This is a genomic window from Wenyingzhuangia sp. IMCC45574 (assembly GCF_054182685.1).
Genome location: NZ_CM135169.1, coordinates 673,540 through 689,683, shown reverse-complemented (window position 1 = coordinate 689,683; position 16,144 = coordinate 673,540). Strand labels below are relative to the sequence as shown.

The window sequence follows — 16,144 nt, the reverse complement described above, 5'->3', positions numbered from 1 at the left end:
GTGATTAGTGTCCTCCCTTAGGGTGACTATCGTTTGTATATCTTAATACTTGTGGTTTTCCGGCTCCTCTTGCAGCAGTAAGTTCCTTTTTCCAAGCAGTTTTTAAATCGTTTAAAACGTACTCGTGCTTTTTAGAGTTTATTAAATTATGTAATTCTGCAGGGTCGTTTTTTAAATCGTACAACTCTTCGTAAACAGGTTCTTCACCTTCTAAAGAAGAATCAGATAATTGTCTGTAATAAGCAATATCAGGATCGTGAACAGCGTATAACATTTTGTTTACTGGAATTCCCAAAGCCTTTGCTGTTTTAATTTCTTGCGATGCAGAGCGTGTAGTATTCTTATAATAACGAATATACTTCCAGTTTTTTGTTTGTACAGCTTCACACTTAGGGTTTCCAAAATGAGTAGACCATAGATTTTCTGTAAATACATATTCTCTTACTTCTGCTTTACGATCTGTTAACAAGGGTAATAAATTTTTACCTTGAAATTCTTTAGGTTGTTCAACATTTCCTAGCGCTAATATAGTAGCAGCAACATCAATAGATTGTACAAGAGCGTTGTTTTTTTGTCCTCTATATTTCTTTTTTAACTCAGGGTTAAAAACAATCATAGGAACATGTGTTGTTTTTTCGTAGCATAGAGATTTACCACCTAAACCTTGTTCTCCCATAAACAATCCATGATCTGAAGTGAAAATGATAACGGTATTTTTATGCAACTTTAATTCTTTTAACTTGGCTCTTAAATTACCAACCATTCTATCAATCCCTGTCATGGCCTGTAGTTGACGAATGTATCTTTCTCTAAAACCTTCTTCAGTATCAGAATAATTGTAACCTGCTTGGCGATCTTCAGCTCTTAATAAATCAGCAGGTAGCTTTGGAGTTTTAATATCTTTTTTAGCGATGAAATTTGCTGGTAAAGGAATTTCTAAATCACGATACATCGTCTTATAAATAGCATCGTCATTTTTCTTTAATTTCATAGAACTAGTTCCTGCTCCGTGTGGCAAGTTAAAGTTAATAGAAAGCATAAAAGGTTTGTCTTTAGGTCTTACCTCTAAAAATTTAACAGCTCCCTTTAATTTACGTGCATTTGGATCTAAGAAATCATCAGCAGCTTCGTTGATGATTTCTGGTTGTGTATGTGCAATTGCATCGTTAAAAATATCATGTACTTGTTTAGGGTAAAAACGAATATGACCATGACCAGCATACCAGTAATCAAAGCTTTTCTCCATTAATCCACTTGTATATCCTCCGTTACCAATAGGAGCATGGTTTTTACCAATCCATCCCGTGTAGTATCCTCCATTTCTCATCACAACAGGGTACGATTTACTCCAAGCTTTTTCATTTACAGAAGTACCAGAATTAAAGTTTACTCCATGTTTTCTTTCGTATTGACTTAATAAGATAGAAATTCTACTAGGTGTACAAATTGCACTAGTAACATGTGCATTTGTAAAAAGCACACCATCTTTTGCCAATTTATCTAAGTTTGGTGTTTGTACAATATTGTTTCCAGTACATCCCATCATTCCATAAGATTGATCGTCTGTAAGAATAAATACGATGTTAGGTTTGTCTTGTGCTTGTAATGAATTAAGTACAAAGTAACACAGTACGGTTAAGAATTGAATTGATTTTCTCATATAAATACTTACTTGTTTTATTTACTTGTAATTACAATACTTTCTGATGTTAAATTACCAGAAGTTGCTGTAATTTTTATTTTTCCTTTTTTCTCTGTTGATTTGATCACTGCCAAACACATTCCATTAAATGCTTTTCTATTGTTAGATTGAAAAGAACTTAAATCGGTTTGATCTCCATTTCCAACGGCTACTAATTTTCCGTCTCCTTCAATTTTAAAATGCACTAAACTATTAGCTAAAGGACAAATGTTTCCATTTGTATCTTGAATTTTAACAGTGATGAAAGATAAATCTTTTCCGTCTGCAGAAATTTCTTTTCTATCTGCTTCTAAATGTATTTTAGCTGGTTTATTGGCTGTTTTAATTACTTTTTCAGCAACGGGCTTTCCGTGGTTATAGGCAATCACTTTTAATTCTCCTGGTTGATACGGAACTTCCCATTGTAGACGATAAGGTGTAGTGTACATACCCTTTTTAAATCCATGATATTCAGAAGGGATTTTACCTAAATCTTTCCCTTTTACTTTTTTACCATAAGATGTACCGTTTACAAATAGTTCTACTTCTTCGGCATTGGTATAAGACACAACAGGTATTGTTTTTCCTTCCATCCCTTTCCAATTCCAATGAGGTAATACGTGTACCATTGGTTTTGTAGTCCACTGACTTTGGTATAAATAATACCTGTCTTTTGGGAAACCACATAAATCTACAGGTGCAAAGTACGATGAGTGAGATGGCCAGTCGTCGTTCCAGTATCCATTGGTAGAGTTATCTCTTCCTCCGTAAGGAGTAGGTTCTCCTAAATAGTCAAAACCTGTCCATATAAATTCTCCTAAGGCTCTAGGTTCTTTTTTTAACGCATTGAATTCAATGTCTGGAGCATAAGCCCATGGTGGACCAACAATTACATCGTAACTAGATACATGATTGGTATGGTGTTGTTGTTGGTAATCAATAGGTAGGTGATATACTCCACGACTACTCGTCATAGACGATGTTTCTGAACCATAAACAATAGCATCTGGATGCTCTTTTAAAATATTACTATATTCCTCTGGCCAGTAGTTCATCCCTATAATGTCTACATATTTGTATAAGTTGTTTTTAAATGGAGCAGGGAAGTAGTTAAACCCTACAGTTGTGGGTCTTGTAGGATCTTCATCATGACAAATGTCGTTTAACATTTTAGTCGTTTCCCATCCATTTTTTCTTGACTGTTCTAAAATTTCGTTCCCAATACTCCACATAATTACAGATGGGTGGTTACGATCTCTTTTAATCATATCGCGCAAGTCTTTTTCATGCCATTTATCAAAGTATAAGTGATATCCGTTTTCTACTTTTCCTAATTTCCATTCATCAAAAGCTTCAACTATTACAACAATTCCCAATTCATCGCATACTTTTAATATTTCAGGAGATGGAGGATTGTGACTTGTTCTAAGAGCGTTAACTCCCATAGATTTCATAATCTCTAATTGACGTTGTTTGGCTCTAAAATTAATAGCGGTTCCCAAAGGTCCTTGGTCGTGATGCATACAAACTCCCTGAAATTTTACAGGTTTATGATTCAGTAAAAAACCTTTGTCTTTGCTGAATTTGATAGAACGAATACCAAAAGAGGTTTCGTATACATCCGTAATTTTATGATCTATAATTACTGTACTTTCTACAGTATACAGCTCAGGAGTATCAAGATCCCACAGCAAAGGTGAATTTACAGTTGCGTTAACTGTTACTTCGGTTATATTTTTCTTGTTTAAGGTTATGTGTTCTTCTTCTGTGGTAACAATAGCTCCCTTAGGATCTTTAATAATGGTTTGTAATACTGCAGATTCTGTTTTATCGTTACAATTCATTATTTTGGTCTGAATGGCAACTTTTGCAGTTTCTTTAGTAACTTCTGGAGTAGTAATGTAAGTTCCGTACTGAGGAATGTGTACACAATCGTTTATTTTTAAACGAACGTTTCTGTAAATTCCAGCTCCAGGATACCATCTTGCTGATAAATCTTTAGGATGTAGTTGTACTGCAAGAATGTTGTCTTCTCCATATTTTATATACGGAGTTAAATTGAATTCAAAACCAATGTAACCATATGGTCTTTCTCCAACATAATTACCATTTAACCATACTTTAGCATTGTTCATAGCACCATCAAACTCAATAGAAATTATTTTGTTTTGATGTGTTGTGTCTATGGTAAAATGTTTTCTATACCATGCTTCTCCTGTTACAGGAAGTCCTCCTGTACGCGCATTATGTTTATTGCTAAAAGGACCTTCTATAGCCCAGTCATGTGGTAAATCTAACTTTCTCCAACCTCGATCATCTAAAGATACTTTTTCCCCATTTAGTGTATCCTTAAGGAACAACCAATCTTTGTTAAAGTCTTGTTCTTTAATAGAAATATTGTCGTTAGGGGTAATGTTACAAGATGTAAATGACAATAAATTTAGCAGCAGCAAAGCAACTCCTAGAATTTTTTTTTGGTTTAAATTCATATTATTTTTTTGGTTTAAATTCACAGTACCTAACGAGGAGAATTAGATACAGTGATTTCTTGGTTTTTAGTTTAACTTTTCAACGTACACATAATATGCTACGTTATTTTCTCCTTTATCATTGATAAAGTTAGCGTTGAAATTAGTTCTTCCTTTTTCAAGGTGTACTGTAAAATCAACAGACACTGCTTTTTTGGTTACATTGGCTGTTAAAGCGTTGTTTTCCCCAATTTTAATTACTGCTTTTGTGTAATGTAAGTTTTTACCTTTTGGAATTTCATATTCCAATCCTGGAACCTCTTTTTGGGTAATTGGTGCTACTTCCTGATTGATTTTATATCCTGTTTCTATTGGGTATCTTCTTAATGATATTTTGTATTTGGCAGATTCGGTAACATCAATACTCCAGTAACCAATTCCTCTAATACCATTTCTAATGTAAACTTGGTTCCATGGGTATTTTCCTTCAGTAGTATGTATATCGTGCGCAGTTAAGGTAACAGGGTTTTCGTGTTTGCTTCCTAGCTTTATATAAACCTCTTCGTTAAACTTTACAGAAACACGTTTCCACCAAGAATCATAAAAAGATTTCATTTTTGCTACTTGTTCTGGATTTTCTTTGGCAATGTTATTTGCTTGTCCTTTGTCATTCGCAATATTGTACAACTCTTTTCCATTAACCAATCTCCATTTTCCTTGCATTACAGAAGACTTTCTCCATTTTTCTGGATATTGAATTCTTTGCGAGTCAGTTACTAACATTCTATCCCACTTAGTTGCTGGTTTTTCTATTAAAGGAACTAAACTTTTTCCTGCTAATGGCAAGTGGTTTTTAGGTAACTCTATACCGCATAAATCAGCCAAAGTAGGCATAATGTCTAGGTTTGCAGTCATCTCATTAATATCTGTACCACCAGATATTTTACCATCTTTCCAGTAGATAAAGAAAGGAACTCTATGTCCACCTTCGTACTCACTACCTTTGTGTCCTCTCATTCCTGCATTATAACCTAATTCTTTTCCTTTTTTGTTTACATGACCTGCTGATGTACCGTTATCAGTCATAAAAATTAATATGGTATTGTCCGCAATTTTTAGGTCGTTTAAGGTTTGTCTTAGTTTCCCAAAATTGTCATCAATATTAGAAATCATACCAAAGAAACGTTTCTGTTTTTCGGTCAATTCTTCATTTTTATACATGTTGTAATACTCCATGGGAACATTGTAAGGACCGTGTGGAGCATTAGGAGCTAAGTAACAAAAGAAAGGTTTGTTTTTGTTTTTCTTTATGAATTTAATGGTTTCTGCAAAGAAAATGTCTGAACAATACCCTTTGTATTTTTTAGGTTTTCCGTTTTCAAAATAGGTATCATTAAAGTATGTATTTCCCCAATAATCTGGAGTCTGACCAACACCACCACCTCCGTGCATTACGGTATGCTGAAAACCTCTGTCCTCTGGTCTAAAACCATAGTTATCTCCTAAATGCCATTTTCCAAAACCTCCTGTAGCATAGCCATTTTCAGAAAACATATTTGCCAATGTTTTTTCGTCTTCTCTTAGTAAAGACCATCCACCTACGGTGTGCCAAACACCTACTTCGTTTGCATATCTACCTGTCATTAAACCAGAACGCGTAGGAGCACAAGTTGGACCCACATGAAAATCTGTTAATCTATAACTCTCTTTGTGAAATGTATCAATGTTTGGTGTTTTAATTACCTTATTTCCCAATGCAGCTACATCACCATAACCTTGGTCATCTGTAATAACAATAATAACATTTGGTTTCTTAGGGTGTTTCTTTTTAGAATTATTTGCGTTTCCACAAGCAATGGAAAGAAACAGCATGGCTAAAATGTAAAATGGTTTTCTCATGAATTTAAAAAGAGTTATTAATTAATGTAAAAGTCTTAAATAAGACGAGATAGTATAAGTACAAATGATTTTAAGCCTGTAACATATGTTTTGAGGGAAAAATTATGTTCTTGAACGAAGTGATTTTTAATTGTTTATACAGAAACACATTTGTACCTGTTAAATAGCTGAAAAGTAATGTGCTAATAAAAAAAACTCCCTTGTAATTGATCTCAAGGGAGTTTAAAATGGCTATTTATTAATTTGATTCTCTATGTACAGGAGATTTTCGGTCATAGATTTATTCTTTAGATTCCATCTTTTTGCTTTTGGTAATAACTTTTTAACTTTCTTGTAGTTTTTGTTATTGAAATAGGTACTTACCAAATTGTATAGATTCTCCCCGTTGTATTTCCCATCGGTTTGTTTCATAGATTTTCGAATGCTTTTGTAGGCTGCTTTTAATTGATTTAGCTTTACCTGAGAATAGATAAGCTCTTTATGAGCATAAGAGTTTTTAGGCTGAAGTTTTACTACATTTTTAAGAATGGGAATTGCTTTGTCATATTCTTTTAAACAGTTGTAGGAATAGCATATCTCAACTCCGTATTTTGGATTTTCAGGTTTAGCTTGATAGGCTTTTTTTAAAGGAATCAATGCTTTTTTACACATCCCCCAAGCGTTTAATTGAAAACCTTTGGTGTACAAACTTTCGGGTTTGTCTTTTTCAATTTTATATATTTCTAACCAGTTTGGGGTTTCTTTAAGGTGTAGTTCTTTTAGTTTTTCCGTAGTAAGTATAGCTACATTTATACCTCTATGTTTGCTTTCTAAGCGAAATTTTTTAAAACTGTTTTTTGTTTTTTCATTAACCACATACTTTCCTTTCTTATCGATAGTGAAAGTTCCACCACTTTCCAAAGTAAACCCCGCAGTATTATCAAAGTAAACAAAACCAAAAAAGTGTTTACCTTCTTTACTTATAGGAAGCACTACCCACTTGTCTTCACAATCAAGAAATTGTTTGTCGAATATTAGATCAGACTGTGCATTCAGTAAGGTAGTGGATAGTAAAACCATCCAAAGTATCTTTTTCATCATTATATAATCTTTTTATACAATCGAAACTAATGAAAAATATGTATTGATAAGTGGTTTATACTAAAAATAACATGGAAAAACTTGGTCTAATTTTTGTTTTTATTATTTTAAACTTCAAAAATTATAAACTATGAAAAAGCTCTTCTTTTTGATATTCTGTATCTATTTAACAACTTCTTATGCACAGTTTGAACCCAGAATTGACATTAAAGGCAAGAAAAAAAGCTTACAATTAACCAACTTAGATGTTCAAATAAAAGTAAATGGTAATTATGCGCTGAGCACTTATACCATGAGATTTTACAACGGATATAGTAGAGTGTTAGAGGGTGAGCTAAAATTTCCATTGGCAGAAGGGCAAAGTGTTGTAGATTTTGCCATGGATGTAAACGGTACAATGAGAGAAGCCGTGGTTGTGGAAAAAGAAAAAGGAAGAGTTGCTTTTGAAACTACGGTGAGACGAAAAATAGATCCTGCTTTGTTGGAGAAGACCCAAGGAAATAATTATAAGGTACGAGTGTATCCTATACCCCCAAAGTCTTATAAATTGATAAAAATTACCATTGAAGAAGAATTAAAACCTATTAAGGGAGTAAACAAAATAGCACTTGCTTTTGATGGTGAAAGCTCTGTAAATGATTTTACTATGGCTATTGATGTTGTAGGGGGTGAACTTACAGAAGATGAAGTGATTAATAGAAAGTTAAAGTTTAAAACGGAACGCTTAAAGAACCACCATATAGCTAGAATTAAAAAGAAAAATATTCCTCTTTCTAATATTCACTGTACATTTTATAGCAAGGTTTCTAAATATCCTATTCTTACTAGTTCCGATTTGCATTTTCATGTTACTACCAAAGTACCAGAAAGGTCAGCGATAAAAAAAGCACCTAAATCAATCACCTTATTATGGGATGCTTCTATGTCTATGGCTAAGAGAAATATAGAGAAGGAGTTAGAATTTCTAGATGCATATTTTGATGTGTATAGAAACCTGAAAGTTAAATTAATCACTTTCTCCGATGCAATTATAGAAACGAAAGAGTTTAAAGTCACCAATGGTAGATGGAAAGATTTAAAGGAAGTCTTAAAGAATGTAAAATACGATGGAGCAACAAACTATAGATTGCTAAATGAAGTAAAATTGAACAAAAACACGCTGCTATTTACAGATGGTTTGGGAAGTTTTGATGATTTTAAACCCTTAGGAACCGATTTGGTTTTTGTGAACTCAATTAAGAAAGCAGATTATGATGCCATTCATTATTTAGGAGGAGATGCGAATGATATTTACATCAACCTAAATACAATTACGGTGAATGATGGAATTAAGAGCATACAATATCAGCCTATGTATTTTATGGGCTATACAGCTAATAAAAATGTGTACCATATTTTTCATGATTTAGGTATTAAAGCAGATAATCAATTTTCTATTTCAGGTAAATTAAAAAGAGGTACTGAGTTAGAATTGTTATTTGGGGATGGAGAAAAAGTACTAGAAAAGCAACTGATTAGCTTAGAAAAAGACGAATACAGAGATTTGGCTCAACGTTTATGGGCAAAAAAGAAGCTAGAGACTTTAATCAGAAAGAAGAAAGAGAACAAAGAGAAAATTATCAATCATGCCAAAGAATACAAGTTGCTAACAGATTATACTTCTTTAATTGTATTGGATAGACTGGAAGATTATCTAAAATATAAAATAGAACCTCCAGCCGAGTTACAAGAGGATTATAAAAACAGAATAACACAACGATTAGAAAGAGAAAAAAGGGAGAAAGAAAGATTGTTGAGTAGAATGAACAATGTCAAAAATAATGCGAGTAAGATAATTAAAGATTGGTATTCAAGAGAGTTTAAGGTGGTCAAACAGCCTAAAAAGATAACTTTCAATAATTTAACAAGAGTTGATGATGTGTTAGAAGTAAATGATAGTATTGATCAGGAAGAAGTTGTAATGATGGTCACTGAATCAGATCAAGTTGAAGCACCTGCATCTATATCTTATGTTAATGAAACCACTGATGATTTAGAAGAAGTGGTTGTAGTAGGTTATGGAACTGTAAGAAAAAAAGAAGTAACTGGTGCGGTTGTAGCAGTGAATTCAGAGGTATTAGAACAAACGGCTACTAATGACATTGGTTCAGCAATTCAAGGTCAAATAGCTGGAGTTAGAGTTACTCCTTCTAATGGACAACCTGGAACAACTCAAAATATTAGAATTAGAGGAATTAGTTCTATTACTTCTAATTTTACACCTCAAGATAAAGTCAATACTAATGTGCCAAAAGGAGTTACAAGTAATTTAAGGTCTTGGGATCCAAACACACCGTATATAAAGGAGTTAAAGAAAACAGAGTCGGTAGAAGAAGCCTATGCAAAGTATTTTGAGTTGAGAAAGGAATACCAAAAACAACCTACTTTCTTTATGGATGTAGCTGATTATTTCATCAGAAAAAAGGCCATTGATAAGGGCGTAAGAATTCTAACCAACTTGTTAGAAATGGACTTGAATAACTATGAGTTGTTAAAAGCCATTGCTTATAAGTTCGATGAGTTAGCTATGTATGAAATGGCTGTAAAAGTGAATCAGAAAATTGTGGAATTACGCTCAGAAGATCCACAATCTTACAGAGACTTGGCTTTGGCTTACCAAGCTGCTGGAAATTACCAAAAAGCTTTTGACTTGTTATACCGAGTATATTCAGGAGAATTTTTAGAGCATGATGAAGGACATCGTTTTGATGGTATAGAGCAAATCTCTTTTGTAGAGTTGTCTCAATTGGTGGGGATGTATGGAGATAAATTAGAATTAACAAAAGAGCAACTGGAGGAGTTTAAAGAACTACCAGTAGATGTTAGAGTAGTAGTGGATTGGAATCATAACGATACAGATTTAGATTTATGGGTAATTGATCCTAACGGAGAAAAGTGTTATTACAGCCATAAGAAAACTAAAATAGGAGGACGAATTTCTAACGATATGACGGCTGGATTTGGTCCAGAGGAGTTTTTATTGAAAAAGGCTATTAAAGGAGATTATACCATTAAGGTGAAATATTACTCAGATACCAAACAGAAAATATCAGGTCCAACCGTATTAAAACTGACTTTATTTACCCGTTATGGAACCAAACAAGAAACTAAAGAAGTACAAACGTTCCGTTTAACTTCCAAAAAAGAGGTGTTAGAAGTAGGGAATATTAATTTTTAATAATTCAACATACAATTTATTAGCCTTTCCAATGGTTTTGGAAAGGCTTTTTTAGTCTAAGTCATTGATACTCTTATTTGTTTTATTGATTAATTATGAAAATAGTTTTAAAACTATAAAAATAGTTATATGTTTGTGTTGTGGAATTTTCAGAAAGTACTTATAGTGCACAATAAATATTTTTTGGAGATGAAACGTAGCTACAAAATTTTATACGTATAAAAATGAAAGATTTAACCAAAGCAGAAGAGCAGGTAATGCAGTATTTATGGGAGTTAGAAAAGTCTTTTCTAAAGGAACTTGTAGAAAAGTTTCCAGAACCAAGACCAGCCTATACTACTATACAAACTGTGGTAAAGGTTTTAACAAAAAAGCAATTTATTGGTTATGAAAAGTTTGGGAAGTCTAATAGATACTATCCTTTGGTTTCTAAAAAGGATTATTTTAGAGGACAGTTTAAAAATGTGGTAAGTAATTTTTTTAATGGTTCGGTAAGCAATTTTGCCTCTTTTTTTACAGAAGATGAGTCCATAAATGTAACGGAATTAGAAAAGATGAAACAAATGATAGAAAGTAAAATAGAGACTTTAAAAGAAAATAATGATTGATTTTAGTTATTTACAATCGGTTAGTATTGCTTTTACTGTGTTGTATATGCTCTATCGTGTGTTTTTTAACAAACTCACTTTTTATACTATCAACCGTGCCTTTTTGTTATTCATTCTTCCTGTGTCTTTACTAGTTCCTTTTATAGAGTATCAGGTAAGTTCAGCAATGTATATGCATAGTGCATCATCACAATTGTTAGATGTACCTTTTTTTGAAATAGAAAAAGTAGAAGAAAGCTTTTTACAAACCAGTTTACAATTCAGTTGGATACAAATATTGGTTTGCATTTATGTTACAGGAGTATTAGTTAAAGTGTTTTTGATAGGTAAAAACTTGCTTAAGATTTACAATCTAAAACAGCAGTCTGTCTATAATAGTAAGGAACAATTTTTTACAGTGAATCAATCAGAAGTACATCAGGTATTTTCTTTCTTTGGATGGATTTTTATTCCTGCCCAGAAGGAAGCTGATGCGCTTATTTTGGTACACGAAAGGTTGCACGCAAGCTATTTACATACCTTAGATTTAATTTTCTCAGAAATTTATACTGCATTTTTTTGGTTCAACCCTTTGGTTTATTTCTTTCAAAAAGATTTAAAAGCCGTACATGAGTTTCAAGTGGATGCAACCATGGTAAAAAGTAATTATAAAACATCAGAATATTTACAATTGTTGTTAGACAACCTCATGAATCATCATAAAACAATAGGGCTTTACAATTATTTTAGTGATTTAACAATTCAAAAAAGAGTAAAAATGATGACCCAAAAGAAAAGTGCTACATGGAAAATGTTTGTTTATGTAGCTATTATACCAGCGTTTGCAATATTAACAATGTCTTTTACTGGATTTAAAACTGAGTATACAACGTTTGACAATCCTCCTGGTATTTTACCCATTAAAAAAGGGGATTTTAAAAGGATTTCTTCAAGTTTTGGACTACGAGTACATCCTATAGATAAAGTAAAAAGAATGCACAACGGAATTGATATTCCTGCAAAGAAAGGAACTCCTGTTGTTGCAGCTGGTGCTGGAGAAGTGATAAATGTAGTTTTTAAAAAAGGAACGTATGGAAAGATGATTGTTGTTCTTCACGACAAGGTATATACCACATTGTATGCTCAGCTTAGCGATTATGCTGTTAAAGTAGGGGACAAGGTAACCAGAGGACAAGTAATTGGCTACGTGGGGAGCTCTGGTAAATCTACTGCACCTCATTTGCACTATGAAGTTCGCAAAGACGGTAAACCTGTAGATCCTAAAGATTATTATTAATAGTTAAAAACTCCGAAGTAATCGTTTCGGAGTTTTATTTTGTTGTAAGTATTCTTAATTGTTGGATGGTCTCTTCCCATTGTTTAGGAAACTCAGTTTCTAACAGATGTTTTTCTTGAGTATAAGGATGTTCAAACTCCAGAGTTTTGGCATGTAGAAACAAGCTAGAGCAATTAAATTCATTTTCGAACATACGGTTGTGAAAACGATCTCCGTATTTAGGGTCACCAATTAAAGGGTGGCTAATTTTATTCATATGAATCCTAAGTTGATGCAATCTACCTGTTTTAGGTTCTAATTTTACCAAACTATAGCGCGATTGCTCATAAGGGCCAACTTTAATGGGTACTTCAAAAGTTTCTTCTCTTTCAAAATGGGTAAGGGCTTCTTTATGAACATTTGCATCACGTCCTTTTACAGGGCTATCTATTTTACCAGACTCAGGTATAAAGCCACGAACCAAACCATAGTACGTTTTCTGAATCTGATTATTAACAAATAAATCTTGAAAGGTTTTTACGTATGCTTTCTCTTTGGCAAACAGAATAATCCCCGAGGTTTTTCTATCCAAACGATGTACTGGATAGCTACTTTTACCCAATTGCTCATTTAAAATTTGAACCATGGACAATTCTTCCAGTTGATTGTTTGCCATGGCTGAATGGTGCACCAACATATTGTTGGGCTTATGTACCACTAGACAGTAATCATCTTGAAAAATAATTTGTAACATCAACTTAAAATTAAGATTTTATTGAGCCAGTTCTAGAATATTCAAATGTTTTTTTAACACTCCCGATGGTGTTTTTTTGGTTTCATCAAATACACGTGTGTCACCAAACAGAATAAAGCTATCTTTTGCTCTAGAAACAGCAACGTTTAACATGTTTGGTTTGTCGTCTTTGTCAAAAAACAAAGTCCCTTCATCGCTATTGCTATACACAGAACTAAATAGTACAATTTCTCGTTCTGCCCCTTGCAAAGCATGTACGGTTCCTAACTTTATTTGGTTAACCTTAAATCCGGCTTCTATCAAAGTCTTAGAAAGTTCTGTTTTCTGACTGGCAAAAGGAGTAATAATTCCTAAAACAGATTCAATAGAAGTTACATTGTATGCTTTTTTAATATCCTCTTCGTACAGACTTAACCACTTAATAATGGCTTGTACTTCGTTTAGATTGCAACGGCTATTATAACGTCTTTCGCTTTTACCCTCTATATGATAAGCTACCATCGAAGGGAATAATTGATTTTCTTTAGCGATTCCTTTCATGGGTTTTAGAATACCATCATAGGCTAATTCGTTACAAAAACCGATAATTTCATCATTGCATCTTCTGTGTTCTAACAAAACCAATCCAGCCTGTGTGTCGTGTTTAAAAGGTGTTTCGAACTCACATGCATTCTGAGCCATTTTCATAATACTTCCATTAGAAGCCAGAAAGCCTAAATCACTAAAAGCCTCTGTTTGGCTATAGTTGGTTATGATGTTCTGATTGCTTAAATTTCCTCTATCAATCTTTAAAGGGATGGACCAGATTGGTTCAATTTGTTGTAAGTCTCCAACGACTATAGATTTTTTTGCCAAAGAGAACAAAGGAATACTTACTTCGGGCGTTACTTGTCCCGCTTCATCTACAATTAACAGATCTATAAAATTGAAAAGTGGTAAATAGTCAAAAATAGGTTTTCCCTCTTCACTTTCTCCTTGAAACTGACTGTAAACAAAGTGTGTAGGAGCCATGTAGAAAGTTGCAACAAAACATGGAGTAAGCATTGCTCTTCGTTTCCATTTGGCACTAATTGGCTTTTCACCAGTACCTTTTTCTGTATCATTTTCAACGGCATCTATAGTAGCTTCTAACCAACGAGCTTCCCAATAATGAATGGCTAATAAAAAAGCTTTATGACGTAATTTCACATCCAATTCATCGTAAAAGAAACGTTGTGAAAGATCTTCACTTTTTAATTTCTGATATTCAAATTCCCACATTTGCTCCTCGGAAGTAAAAGGGAATCCCTGAATGTTGTTTTTCATTCTCCAACCATGGAGTTTTATGTTCGACTGTAGAGCAGTATTTAAGTTATTTAAACAGTCTTTTAGAAAGTCATAGGCTTTTTTCTCATCTTCAATAATCTCTGTGTTAGCTTTAAAAGTATAGTTAGAATCGGCATCAGTACCTACATAAAAACACGCTTTCATTTCTGCAAGAAAACTGCTGCTTTTAGCAGTATCCATAACCGCTTTCATCTGATCTCTCCAATCTTTCAGTTTTCCAATCTGAATGGTGTCATCTGCAATATAATCCTGTTTGTGTAAAAGAATTTGATTGATTTTTTCTACAGATTTTAAGAAATTGGTACATGTTTTTGTCGCATTAACCAACTCGTCATCAATCAATCTAATTTCTTTTTGTAAATGGTCGCAAGTGTCTTCTAAATTGTCAAAAGCAAAGCCATATTCGTCTTTAAATTTTTCAAAGAAATACCCTTCTGCTTCATACAAGTACTTTTCATTCTCTAAGTCGCAAAGTGTTCCTTCGTGTCCAAATAAATTCCCTTTTAGATAATTGATGTTTTCTAGAGATTTGGCACTTTTAGAGTTAGAAGGCAGGTAGGTTGCATATCCATTAAAATTGGGAATCCAACGTTCTGCTAAGTTCCCCATAGAACTCTTAGAGTTTAGGAAACTATCTATAATATTTGTTACTGCTTGGTTGTTGGTAGAGCAGGCTAAAATAACAGGAGCATCTTCTCCTCTAATAGCAGCTTTTACAACTTCTGTTGCTACTACACTTTGCAATAAGGTCGTTTTTCCTGTTCCAGGAGGTCCATTTACTGCGGTAACAGAGTTTGCTTCGGAAGTTAAGTAGGATAGTAATGTTTTTCGCTGGCTAATAGACAACGGAAACTGATTTGACATTTGACCTGAATGGAAATGGTTATAGCTTAAGAATCCTTCGTCTGTAACAGCATTTCTTCGGGTTCTGTTTTCTGGTTTTATAATTTTATGTAAATGAGGCAAATCATCTACTTCATTAATAATGTGATCGTATAAATAAAGAATACTTTTAGCTGTGGCAACTTTAGAACTTGTAGCAAAATATATTACTTCGTTTCTGGTTCTATAGCCTTCGGCTCTGTAGTTGTTAATGTTTTTAAATGTAATATTTTGAAACACTTCGTTGGCATACTCCCAATAAGCTGCCCACGTTACAGGTTCTTCTTCTGATATTGGTTCAGGTTTTTCAATTTCTCTAGCTCTTAGAATGCTATCGGTAGAGGCAAAAATGAAATCATTTTTAATATCTGCAATAGGGGTTAAGTAATTACGAACAATTAAGGGAAATAGTTCTTTAGATACAGATAATTGTCCGGAACGGTTTACACGTGCAGGAATCCATAAAGGTCTTATTTCTTTATTTGGGTATTCTGGGTTTTGCGAGGTGTATTCTAAAAAAAATGGAGCTATTAGGATTTCTGTTTCAGTAATCTCTATCCAGTTTTTACTGTCTTTTTTGCTAATACCTTTAATTCGGTTAATTCTACGCTCTTCTGCATCTAACATTTCGGTTGCATTCTTCGCGTTGATCAATCCGTTTCCTACAGAACAGCTTTTTTCTTCAAATAAATTTTTAATTCTACTTAAGTCTACAGCAAGACTTTCACTATCTATTAGACTGTTTTTGTAGTAGTTTAACCAATTTTTTTCGTTAGCCATATATTATGGGGGACATATAATTTTAGAGACTGACTAAAATAAGGGTTTCATCCGCTAGAAAATTCCAGTATATAGAAATTTATGAACAATTTGTTAAGATGTATTCTTCTCGATACATGCGTACTCCTAAAACTTTGGTAACACACAACCAAAGTGACTTCTTAACAGATTAGATATAAGTTGAAGTTTAAATA

9 protein-coding genes are annotated in these 16,144 nt (G+C 33.3%); 3 read left to right on the top strand and 6 right to left on the bottom strand.

Annotated features, from left to right (window positions below; all coding sequences use genetic code 11):
• Positions 1 to 4: 4 nt before the first annotated feature.
• The 4 genes from ACXHHC_RS02960 to ACXHHC_RS02945 all read right to left on the bottom strand — a co-directional run bounded on the left by ACXHHC_RS02960 (position 5) and on the right by ACXHHC_RS02945 (position 7,128).
• Positions 5 to 1,660, bottom strand: coding sequence for a sulfatase-like hydrolase/transferase (locus ACXHHC_RS02960; protein ID WP_458228168.1), 1,656 nt, complete (start codon positions 1,658 to 1,660; stop codon positions 5 to 7).
• 17 nt (positions 1,661 to 1,677) lie between these two features.
• Positions 1,678 to 4,170, bottom strand: a complete 2,493-nt coding sequence (gene galB / locus ACXHHC_RS02955) for a beta-galactosidase GalB (RefSeq protein ID WP_458228167.1) — start codon at positions 4,168 to 4,170, stop codon at positions 1,678 to 1,680.
• 66 nt (positions 4,171 to 4,236) lie between these two features.
• The gene (locus ACXHHC_RS02950; protein WP_458228166.1) at positions 4,237 to 6,048 is read right to left on the bottom strand and encodes an arylsulfatase; all 1,812 of its coding nucleotides are present in this window, start codon (positions 6,046 to 6,048) and stop codon (positions 4,237 to 4,239) included.
• Between the two features lie 231 nt (positions 6,049 to 6,279).
• Positions 6,280 to 7,128 (bottom strand): tetratricopeptide repeat protein, encoded by an 849-nt coding sequence (locus ACXHHC_RS02945; protein ID WP_458228165.1) that lies wholly within the window; start codon positions 7,126 to 7,128, stop codon positions 6,280 to 6,282.
• A gap of 130 nt (positions 7,129 to 7,258) precedes the next feature.
• Here ACXHHC_RS02945 and ACXHHC_RS02940 point away from each other — a divergent pair, with 130 nt between their 5' ends.
• The 3 genes from ACXHHC_RS02940 to ACXHHC_RS02930 all read left to right on the top strand — a co-directional run bounded on the left by ACXHHC_RS02940 (position 7,259) and on the right by ACXHHC_RS02930 (position 12,229).
• Positions 7,259 to 10,345, top strand: a complete 3,087-nt coding sequence (locus ACXHHC_RS02940) for a VIT domain-containing protein (RefSeq protein ID WP_458228164.1) — start codon at positions 7,259 to 7,261, stop codon at positions 10,343 to 10,345.
• 224 nt (positions 10,346 to 10,569) lie between these two features.
• Positions 10,570 to 10,953 (top strand): BlaI/MecI/CopY family transcriptional regulator, encoded by a 384-nt coding sequence (locus ACXHHC_RS02935; RefSeq protein WP_458228163.1) that lies wholly within the window; start codon positions 10,570 to 10,572, stop codon positions 10,951 to 10,953.
• Positions 10,946 to 12,229 (top strand): peptidoglycan DD-metalloendopeptidase family protein, encoded by a 1,284-nt coding sequence (locus ACXHHC_RS02930; RefSeq protein WP_458228162.1) that lies wholly within the window; start codon positions 10,946 to 10,948, stop codon positions 12,227 to 12,229. The genes ACXHHC_RS02935 and ACXHHC_RS02930 overlap by 8 nt, the downstream gene beginning before the upstream one ends.
• Positions 12,230 to 12,263: 34 nt before the next feature.
• Here the strand turns inward: ACXHHC_RS02930 and ACXHHC_RS02925 are convergent, their stop codons facing one another.
• Both ACXHHC_RS02925 and ACXHHC_RS02920 read right to left on the bottom strand, forming a co-directional pair.
• Positions 12,264 to 12,962 (bottom strand): pseudouridine synthase, encoded by a 699-nt coding sequence (locus ACXHHC_RS02925; protein ID WP_458228161.1) that lies wholly within the window; start codon positions 12,960 to 12,962, stop codon positions 12,264 to 12,266.
• 18 nt (positions 12,963 to 12,980) lie between these two features.
• A complete protein-coding gene (locus tag ACXHHC_RS02920) occupies positions 12,981 to 15,950 on the bottom strand; it encodes a DEAD/DEAH box helicase (RefSeq protein WP_458228160.1) in 2,970 nt (989 codons plus the stop codon).
• Between the last annotated feature and the right edge of the window lie 194 nt (positions 15,951 to 16,144).

What these genes read in the sequence shown, in the direction of transcription:
- ACXHHC_RS02940 (WP_458228164.1), top strand. Translation starts at nt 7,259, where the DNA reads ATGAAAAAGCTCTTCTTTTTGATATTCTGTATCTATTTAACAACTTCT.
- ACXHHC_RS02925 (WP_458228161.1), bottom strand. Translation starts at nt 12,962, where the DNA reads ATGTTACAAATTATTTTTCAAGATGATTACTGTCTAGTGGTACATAAG.
- ACXHHC_RS02935 (WP_458228163.1), top strand. Translation starts at nt 10,570, where the DNA reads ATGAAAGATTTAACCAAAGCAGAAGAGCAGGTAATGCAGTATTTATGG.
- galB (WP_458228167.1), bottom strand. Translation starts at nt 4,170, where the DNA reads ATGAATTTAAACCAAAAAAAAATTCTAGGAGTTGCTTTGCTGCTGCTA.
- ACXHHC_RS02920 (WP_458228160.1), bottom strand. Translation starts at nt 15,950, where the DNA reads ATGGCTAACGAAAAAAATTGGTTAAACTACTACAAAAACAGTCTAATA.
- ACXHHC_RS02945 (WP_458228165.1), bottom strand. Translation starts at nt 7,128, where the DNA reads ATGATGAAAAAGATACTTTGGATGGTTTTACTATCCACTACCTTACTG.
- ACXHHC_RS02960 (WP_458228168.1), bottom strand. Translation starts at nt 1,660, where the DNA reads ATGAGAAAATCAATTCAATTCTTAACCGTACTGTGTTACTTTGTACTT.
- ACXHHC_RS02930 (WP_458228162.1), top strand. Translation starts at nt 10,946, where the DNA reads ATGATTGATTTTAGTTATTTACAATCGGTTAGTATTGCTTTTACTGTG.
- ACXHHC_RS02950 (WP_458228166.1), bottom strand. Translation starts at nt 6,048, where the DNA reads ATGAGAAAACCATTTTACATTTTAGCCATGCTGTTTCTTTCCATTGCT.